This is a genomic window from Bradyrhizobium sp. 17, from assembly GCF_023073515.1.
Taxonomy (GTDB): Bacteria; Pseudomonadota; Alphaproteobacteria; order Rhizobiales; family Xanthobacteraceae; genus Bradyrhizobium; species Bradyrhizobium canariense_D.
In genome coordinates, this window is record NZ_JADPJQ010000052.1 from 1 (window position 1) to 7,231 (window position 7,231).

At 57.0% G+C, this 7,231-nt stretch carries 8 protein-coding genes and 3 pseudogenes; 6 read left to right on the plus strand and 5 right to left on the minus strand.

What is annotated here, in order from left to right:
* A partial coding sequence (locus tag IVB13_RS09275) for a TrbI/VirB10 family protein (RefSeq protein ID WP_247487274.1) occupies positions 1-311 on the plus strand: 311 nt, incomplete at its 5' end.
* Between the two features lie 5 nt (positions 312-316).
* The gene (locus tag IVB13_RS09280) at positions 317-559 is read left to right on the plus strand and encodes a DUF2274 domain-containing protein (protein ID WP_247488529.1); all 243 of its coding nucleotides are present in this window, start codon (positions 317-319) and stop codon (positions 557-559) included.
* Here IVB13_RS09280 and IVB13_RS09285 read toward each other — a convergent pair.
* From IVB13_RS09285 to IVB13_RS09295, 3 genes are all read right to left on the minus strand, one after another.
* A complete protein-coding gene (locus IVB13_RS09285; protein WP_247488531.1) occupies positions 532-1,485 on the minus strand; it encodes a LysR family transcriptional regulator in 954 nt (317 codons plus the stop codon). The two genes, IVB13_RS09280 and IVB13_RS09285, sit on opposite strands and share 28 nt — an antisense overlap.
* A gap of 40 nt (positions 1,486-1,525) precedes the next feature.
* On the minus strand, positions 1,526-2,158 hold the full coding sequence (locus IVB13_RS09290; protein ID WP_247360839.1) for an acyl-homoserine-lactone synthase: 633 nt from the start codon (positions 2,156-2,158) through the stop codon (positions 1,526-1,528).
* Positions 2,159-2,251: 93 nt separating this feature from the next.
* Positions 2,252-2,989 carry a LuxR family transcriptional regulator gene (locus tag IVB13_RS09295; protein WP_247488532.1) on the minus strand — a complete coding sequence of 246 codons (738 nt, stop codon included), beginning with the start codon at positions 2,987-2,989 and terminating at the stop codon, positions 2,252-2,254.
* Positions 2,990-3,070: 81 nt separating this feature from the next.
* On the opposite strand from IVB13_RS09295, the pseudogene IVB13_RS09300 reads away from it, so the two are divergent.
* Positions 3,071-3,349 (plus strand): annotated as a pseudogene (locus IVB13_RS09300) (alanine dehydrogenase); the annotation flags it as partial.
* A 94-nt stretch (positions 3,350-3,443) separates the two neighbouring features.
* On the opposite strand, the gene IVB13_RS09305 reads toward IVB13_RS09300, so the two are convergent.
* Complete coding sequence (locus tag IVB13_RS09305) at positions 3,444-4,061, minus strand: flavin reductase family protein (protein ID WP_247488535.1); 618 nt, start codon at positions 4,059-4,061, stop codon at positions 3,444-3,446.
* A 383-nt stretch (positions 4,062-4,444) separates the two neighbouring features.
* On the opposite strand from IVB13_RS09305, the pseudogene IVB13_RS09310 reads away from it, so the two are divergent.
* From IVB13_RS09310 to IVB13_RS09320, 3 genes and pseudogenes are all read left to right on the plus strand, one after another.
* A pseudogene (locus tag IVB13_RS09310) lies at positions 4,445-4,650 on the plus strand (TrbI/VirB10 family protein); the annotation flags it as partial.
* Between the two features lie 1,591 nt (positions 4,651-6,241).
* Positions 6,242-6,566: pseudogene (locus IVB13_RS09315) on the plus strand (transposase); the annotation flags it as partial.
* A complete protein-coding gene (locus tag IVB13_RS09320; RefSeq protein ID WP_247488539.1) occupies positions 6,543-6,833 on the plus strand; it encodes a hypothetical protein in 291 nt (96 codons plus the stop codon). The pseudogene IVB13_RS09315 and the gene IVB13_RS09320, both read left to right, overlap by 24 nt.
* 161 nt (positions 6,834-6,994) lie before the next feature.
* Here IVB13_RS09320 and IVB13_RS09325 read toward each other — a convergent pair.
* On the minus strand, positions 6,995-7,231 hold a 237-nt coding region (locus IVB13_RS09325), incomplete at its 5' end, for a hypothetical protein (RefSeq protein ID WP_247488537.1).

Sequence of the window (7,231 nt, forward strand, 5' to 3'; positions counted from 1 at the left end):
GCGCAGATGCGGCAGGCTACTCTGGTCTTGAGGACGAAGTCGACAATCATTGGAAGGAATTGTTGGGGGCGGCCGCTCTTTCGACGCTGCTTTCCGTGGGCACGGAGGTGAATTCCGGCGCTGATAGCGGCAATACCAACAGCGATCTCATTGCCGCGCTCCGCCGTGGAGCTGGGGATTCGATCAATCAAACGGGCCAGCAGTTAGTCCGCCGCAATCTCAATATTCAGCCAACTTTGACGATTCGTCCGGGATTTCCGGTGCGGGTGATCGTCAACCGTGACCTGGTGCTCGAACCGTATAGGGGGTGAGGACGATGGCCAAGCTTAAGCTCGGCGCAATCGAAGACGACAAGCCGATCAAAATTACGCATGAACTGCCCGCGAGCGTGCACAGGGATCTCGTGGCATATGCCGAGATCCTTGCACAGGAGACCCAGCAGCCGATCGGAGATCCAGTCAAGCTTATCGCGCCCATGTTGGCGCGGTTCATGGCAGCCGATAGAAAATTCCGGAATGTCCGACGAGCGCGTCAGCGTTCGAACGCGGACGAGGGATAGCGCTCGGAGAGCATTTTAAGGAAGGCGGCGAGGGCAGGGTTTTCGTTGTCGGCTCGCCAGTATGCGGAGAAATCGAACCGGCTCGAACCGGAGCCGTCGCGCAGCTCTCGGTAGACCAGGCCTGCATAGTTGATGCCCATGTCAGATTCCAGCACCAGGCTGATTCCCCCGTTCATGCTGATCAGGCTATTGATGATGCCGCGGCTGACGTCGTGACGCTCGATCTTGGGTCGATCCTCAGGCGAGACAAGCTTGGAAATCAAAAGATCTTCAAACTCCTTTCCGGGATCGTAGTAGCTCAGCAGCACCGTCTCGCCGCGCAGGTCGGTCCAGTAGACAGTATCGCGCGCGCTGAGGGGATGATCGTGGTGGAGGGCGACCAGAACACGCTCGCTCCATAGCGACATCGTTTGATTGTCGAGCAAAGGGAAGTGTCCTGTGACGATCACGACATCGAGAACGCCATTTCGAAGTGCCGTCCCCAAGCGTGTTCGTGATCGTTCAACCGTCTCGAGTTCGATGTACGGGAATCGCTGCCTGAAATCCAGCAAGCTGGTCTGCAGGTTGCCAATAGAAAGTGAGGTGCAGAATCCGACACCCTGCCGCCCGGCCTCGCTGTTCCGAACCGCCCTCGCGCTCGCTATCAGACCGTCGAACTCCTCCAGGATTGTCCTTGCCGCGCGAAGAACATTGCGGCCTGCCTTCGTTGGGCGCACACCCCCACTAAAGCGCTCAAAAATCGCAATTCCCAAGTGATGTTCAATCTCGCTGATCCTTCGGCTGAGGCTCGATTGTTGAAGTCTGAGCAATTCCGCCGCTTGACGAAGGCTGCCACAATCAGCCGCAGCCACGGCGGATCGCAGGTGCTTCAAATCAAGCGCTTTGCCGGCCTGAAGAGAAGGCCTTGATCGAAGGAAATTGTGCATCCTTAAGGCTCAACCAGAGGCGCCCGTTCTTGCTTTAGGGTTAAGCCGCCGCTCGGATGACTGGAGCCCAGAGCACCGGACCCAAGATCCGCCCTCTCTTGCGGATACGCTCCAGAGCATCGGTCGATACCTCAAGATACCCGGCCATGGCAGTGGTATTTCCGAGAGGATGAGCTTTTCCGATCGGGCGGAGAGGCCAGGCCGCGCGCCTAAGAATGCGTTCCATCCGCGCGTCGGTGACAGTGACAATTTCGGTCAAGCCGATGGAAAGGCCAAACTCAATCATTCCCGCAAACAGCTCGTACGTGGCGGCGGCAAGCCCGCCACTCGCCTTCGGCGCATCTGGAGGAACATCGAGCGCAAATCGGCTGCTTTCCCAGATCCGGTCGCTTCGTGGCACCGGTTGCCCGTCCAGCAGAATCGGGAACGTGTCTCTCAGCATGGTCGGACCGGTCGAAGGCAAAAGCCGGACGCAACCTTGGATATTTGCGGCAGTCGAGCGGTTCAGTAGATGCACCGGTCGAAGGACATCGAACTCGTCGAGCTCCATCTCGCCGGTGGCCTCGACGTTCCAGTCGAGGCGCTGTTTGAAAACGCGGTAGCGCAGCCGGTGCATCTCGGCGAGATCATGTACGAAGTCGCCGTAGTACTCCGGCGTGATGAGCTGCATCATGCTCGCCCCCTGCTCGGTTTCGGCAATCAAACAGCCAAGTCGAGGCAAGCGCATCCTGTGTAGTTGCCCAGGTGACCACCGAGGTTCGGGGCACTATCTTCGAGATTTTGATTCGGTTAACAGCGCGATGGCCTGACGGAGCGAACTGACTCCGAGCTTCGCACGGGCGTTATCCAGGTGAAAGCCCGCAGTTCGCTCCGCAATGCCCAGAATGATCCCGATTTCACCGGCTGTTTTGCCACGCGAGGACCATTCGAGACATTCAAACTCACGAGGAGATAGCACGGCCCCACCGACCATGCGATCTATCGTCCAGAACCGCCTTGCATGCGCATGGAAAAAGCTTGCGATTAGCCGCAGGCTCTCGGCGTGCTCGACCAACGAGCGCTCGAAACCAGTTCGACGCTCGTCCGTGGCAAAGCTTAGCGCAGCGATCGCGCCCTTCCCATCGTGAATTGGCAGCGTAACTCCGCAACGAATCCCATATTTGGCGGCTTCCTCGAACAGCGCGCGTTCGGAATCCGACTGGCTTTGTGGTTCGTATCCAAGTCCCCATCGAAAGGCCCTAGGCGCGGCGATGGCCTGACGCACCACTGGATCGACGGACTCGTATCCGCGCTGCAAGTACAGAGCGGTCCAGGAGGATGGATATGTTGAGATCAGGTTCGGAGCACCACCGGGTGTGCGGGGCAGAGCAAGATATGCGAAGTATGACAATTTGAGCGCGGCGGTGATATCGGCCATGCTCTGCCGAGCGGCATCTGGGTGTGTGCTTTCGCTCAATCGCTCAGCAAATTTTTGAAAAACGCGATCCATCGTCGATGAACCCACGGGCCTCCCTCGTAAGCGCTAGTCGCGGAACCGGATCCAGCATCGTGCCGACATTGGACTGATGACAATTAACCTGAGGGCGGCGCTGCGATTGCGGCTAATGCTGGCGAGGTCTTCACGTCGAGCGAAACGACCGCGAAGATCAAGGAACCCAAACCGCCTGAATGGACGCAGCTGCGAGACACCAAGATCCTCTTCACCTGTCTGCATCTGGCACCGGAGCAAGCCAAGGGCCTCATGAAATCTGGATGCACGACAATCGCCTACGAAACTGTAATTGAAGCGTATGGAAGGCTCCCCCTGCTTGTTCTCATGAGCGAAGTTGCAAGCAGGCTCGCAATCAACGCGGCAGGCGGAGCACCCACAGGCTACACTCGCGAAGCGCGCCTCGATAATGCTGCCTTGGGCCAGCGGCTTTGCTTCCCGTTGTGTTCGTTGCTTCGTCGAGAACCGCCTATGTGATAGTCGGGCCTTCGGCTGGCGGAAACACAATGCGGTCGTCCGTGCGGCAATAGGAATCAACGAACATTCGTCCGACTGGGTGATAGCGTTCCATATGCACGCGCATGGTTTCGTGATCCCATAGTTCGTCGCGGACATGGAAGTGGACCCCTTCGCCCAAGATGAGACGTCGAGTGTCACCAACGTCGATTACCTTCCAGGTCTTGCACTCCATCGCCCATGGCGCATCAGCAAGCCTTGGTGGCGCAATGCCGGTCGAGGACGCAAGCTTTAGCCCGAAATAATTCGGCTCGCCGATTTCGGGCGGAAAGTCGCCACTGGTCTCATGCATACTGCGCGCAAGCGGCTCGTCGGCCATGTTGACCACGAACTCGCCGGTACGCTGGATGTTTGAGAGTGTGTCCTTGATTCGCCCGTCGGGCCGCTTGCCGAGCGAAATGATGCAAAGCGGAGGGGTATCGCAATATACATTGAAAAAGCTGAAAGGCGCTGCATTGACTATGCCGCTGGGGCCGACCGATGTCACCCAGGCGATTGGTCGCGGCAACACAAAGGAGGTCAAGAGCTTGTAGCGATCGCGGGGCGAGAGATCAGCAGCCGCATATTGCATGTTTTAGATCCTGGTCTCTATTCCAATTGTTGTAACTTCACCAAAGCAGTTTGGGGGCGGTTTCGCATTCGGAACGGCCACGAAGGTTCCGGCGGAGAAGGGGCGTATACACATAGTTGTTGAACCCGTGGCTCATTTCAGCATTCACCGTCTAGTCGCGGCCTTTAAAAGCAATTACGAACGAGATAGTGCATCGCAATAGCTTGTACCGCATTCAGAAGTGCGAGGCAAATTGCATCGAATACTTGGCGATTCATCTTTTCTCGGCCCGAACGTCCATGCGACGACGAAGGCGCGCGTTGGGTCATACTTGTGGCATCAGCTTGAGCTCGGCGCGGTGCTCCGACGAGAGCCGTGCCTGTCGTAAAGACCGCACGACCTTCACGACGCAAGTGACGGAACCGGTGCACGATTCCCCCACCGGTCGAGCCCGGCTCAGCCCGCAGGGAGCAAGGCTCCTCGGAACGTACGATAGCCAGGTGGCATTTGGCAGTCGCGCGTGCTGCTGGTCTGGACGCGGCTGATCGTGCCGAACGGGCGTTCGATCGTCTTGGAACGACAGCCTGGCGCAGATGCGGCGGGCTACACCATCGTCCCATTGGCGCCCACTAACTGACTCCGCGATACGCGCTGCAACGGTCGTGCGCAGACCAACGAGCGAAGTCTCCTCCGTGACCAACGAGTGATGGCGGTCATCTCCCAGACATCGATTCAAAACTACAGGCGTTCTTTAGGGGCCGAAATCTGCTGCCGCGGCCGCTCGGGAGCGCGATCTACTTGATGCTCCATATTGCGTCAGTCTGACAGACGTTGATAAGTCTGTATGCCATTCCCGCTGACTTGAAGGCAGCGGTCGATCTATTTCCGGAAGCGCCTCGCCCAATCTATCTCCTGGCAACCGCCATAAATAGGACCTATTGACATACGATACGATGTAGTTTATCGGCAAATTTGCGCGTAGATCGATGCCGCATTTTTCGCTGCGCGCGTGTTCCACGAAAATTTTGGGGCGATGCATGCAATTCCGACAGGAGGCGAGAATGCGTAACAGCGTCCAAAAGCACCACGACCGAACCGTAAAGTGCTGCGCGATTTGCGGCGGAAAATTCGGTCTGATCCGCCACTATTATTGGCGGACCGCCCTTTGCTCCAGGAAATGCGTCGACCGCTTCAGCGCGCGGCGCGAGGCTGACCAAAAATGGCTTCGCTTTGCGCGAGGACTGATACATGCCACGCAGACGCAGGCGGAGTTTGAAGGGAAGTCCTTAGAGGGCGAGTCCGTGAAATATCATGCATGACTTTTACTCGGATGGGCCGTCCCTCCGTTGAAACGTGGGCCATGCGCAGAACAACGGAAGGCGGCCCATGCGATGCCGCAACAAGCAGATCCGAGCGGAACGCGCGGACCGATCCGCCCCATGAAGTTTATAGCTGTAAATCAAAGGACTTCGCGCGGCGATCGAACCTGATCGAACGTTCTCGCTCCCTAGCCCTTTTCTGGAGATCGCTCCAAACATTCAGGCTGAATCTACAGCAGGTTGTTCCTATATCGCACCTGAAACGGAAAGAGCGCTCAATTCGATGGTCAAGATGTCCTGGTAGAGCTGAGCTATCGTTTTCTTGTGGTCGAAGCCTGTCCTGGCCTTCAAATCTATCCCCAACCGGGGCGATTGCGTCATTCGATCCTCAAGGGACTGTCGCTCATCCAATCGAGTAAAGCCTCCAACGATCAATTTCATCGCACTTGACGTAAGACCGCCATCAACGTTTCTCAAGAACACCACGCATAGCCGACAGCTCCTTATGGAATTGAATTACTCCTGCAAACTGCGCGGCGAGGCCGCTTTGAGTATCAATACATGGCCGCTTGCGAACTATTGTCGTTCGAGTAAGAAAGCGCATCGATCTTTAGTTGGCGCGAGAGATGGAGGGGGCATCGCTAAAGGCGATGCTACTTACGCTCTCATCCCTGCTGTTGAAGGACTCACAAAGCTGCGACGTAGCTGAGTTCTTCAACGGCGTGCGAGATCGATTTGTGACCCGAGCGCTGTACATGGGTCGATCGGCCCTGGAAACTCGACAGCAATCGCGAATTTGGTGCGTGCGACAGTCAATTCGCCGAGCGGCAAGAGCAGCTTCCTGCAGGCCTGCGTTGAGAGCCACGGCGAGTGCAAGCTGCGCTGATCGCCGCGACGCCAGAAGGCAAAAAAGAACTGATCGGCTTCCAGGTCGGCATGCGCGAGGGCACACAGAGCCGGCGTGAGCTCCTGATCGACGTCAAGCAGCGCGGACTGCACAGCGCCGTGGAAATTGCTGTCGGCGACGGCGCGCTCGGCTTTTGGAATGTCCCGCTCTCGATCCAAGCCGCGATAAAGGAAGACTTGGGCGAAGTCCATCGGGCGCCGAACCGGCGTTCGCGGAAGTGGAGATCGACGTCTTTGCAGAGAAATACCGCGCCAGCGCGGGCGGGCGGTCGAATGCTTGGTCAAGGATCGAGAGAGTGTTCGCCACCTTGCGGCGCCGGACGGTCTGCACCATGTGTTCGTTGCTGTCGATCATCGCCAGGCTGATGTGTTCAAGCTGGTTCTCGCCGCACCAAAATCTGGCGACGGCTCAAGCCACAAATCAGTTGCCGAGGTCATCGCAGGTCAGATTCAACGATGGCATCGAATCATCCAAGTGCCGGCGAGCCACACCGCCCGATCACCTTACCATCCGACATCTCGCATGGCTCCGCTCGAATCCCGCGACGTCAATCATTCTCCGAGTTGAGGCGATGCCCCACAGTCGGTCGAGTTGAAACAATATATTCTCTAGTGCCATCGAGAGGATCACGCGACTTTGATTTGCTTGAAAGGGCAGATGGTCACTTGCCTGCTCCTTCGAAATTGCGGCGACTTCGCGTGGTATCCAGGGCGCAAACTCTGCAAACGTTACGCGCGCTTCATGAAAAGGAGCTTCTCTGGTTCGCCTTGTGCGAACAAGTCAGCAAACCTTACCATCGCACTGTTGAAGGATGCACATCTAAATTTTGGGGCAAATCTTCCCCGCGATTGACAGTTTTCTGGGATTGGCCTATCTTCAATATAACATATTTCAATACGATACGAAATGTCGGAGCGAGGAAGATGACCGATCTGGACGAATTGCGCAAAGCCACACTGCTGGCG

Coding starts and splice junctions, on each gene's coding strand:
- IVB13_RS09305 (WP_247488535.1), bottom strand. CDS start 4,061: ATGCAATATGCGGCTGCTGATCTCTCGCCCCGCGATCGCTACAAGCTC.
- IVB13_RS09285 (WP_247488531.1), bottom strand. CDS start 1,485: ATGCACAATTTCCTTCGATCAAGGCCTTCTCTTCAGGCCGGCAAAGCG.
- IVB13_RS09280 (WP_247488529.1), top strand. CDS start 317: ATGGCCAAGCTTAAGCTCGGCGCAATCGAAGACGACAAGCCGATCAAA.
- IVB13_RS09290 (WP_247360839.1), bottom strand. CDS start 2,158: ATGATGCAGCTCATCACGCCGGAGTACTACGGCGACTTCGTACATGAT.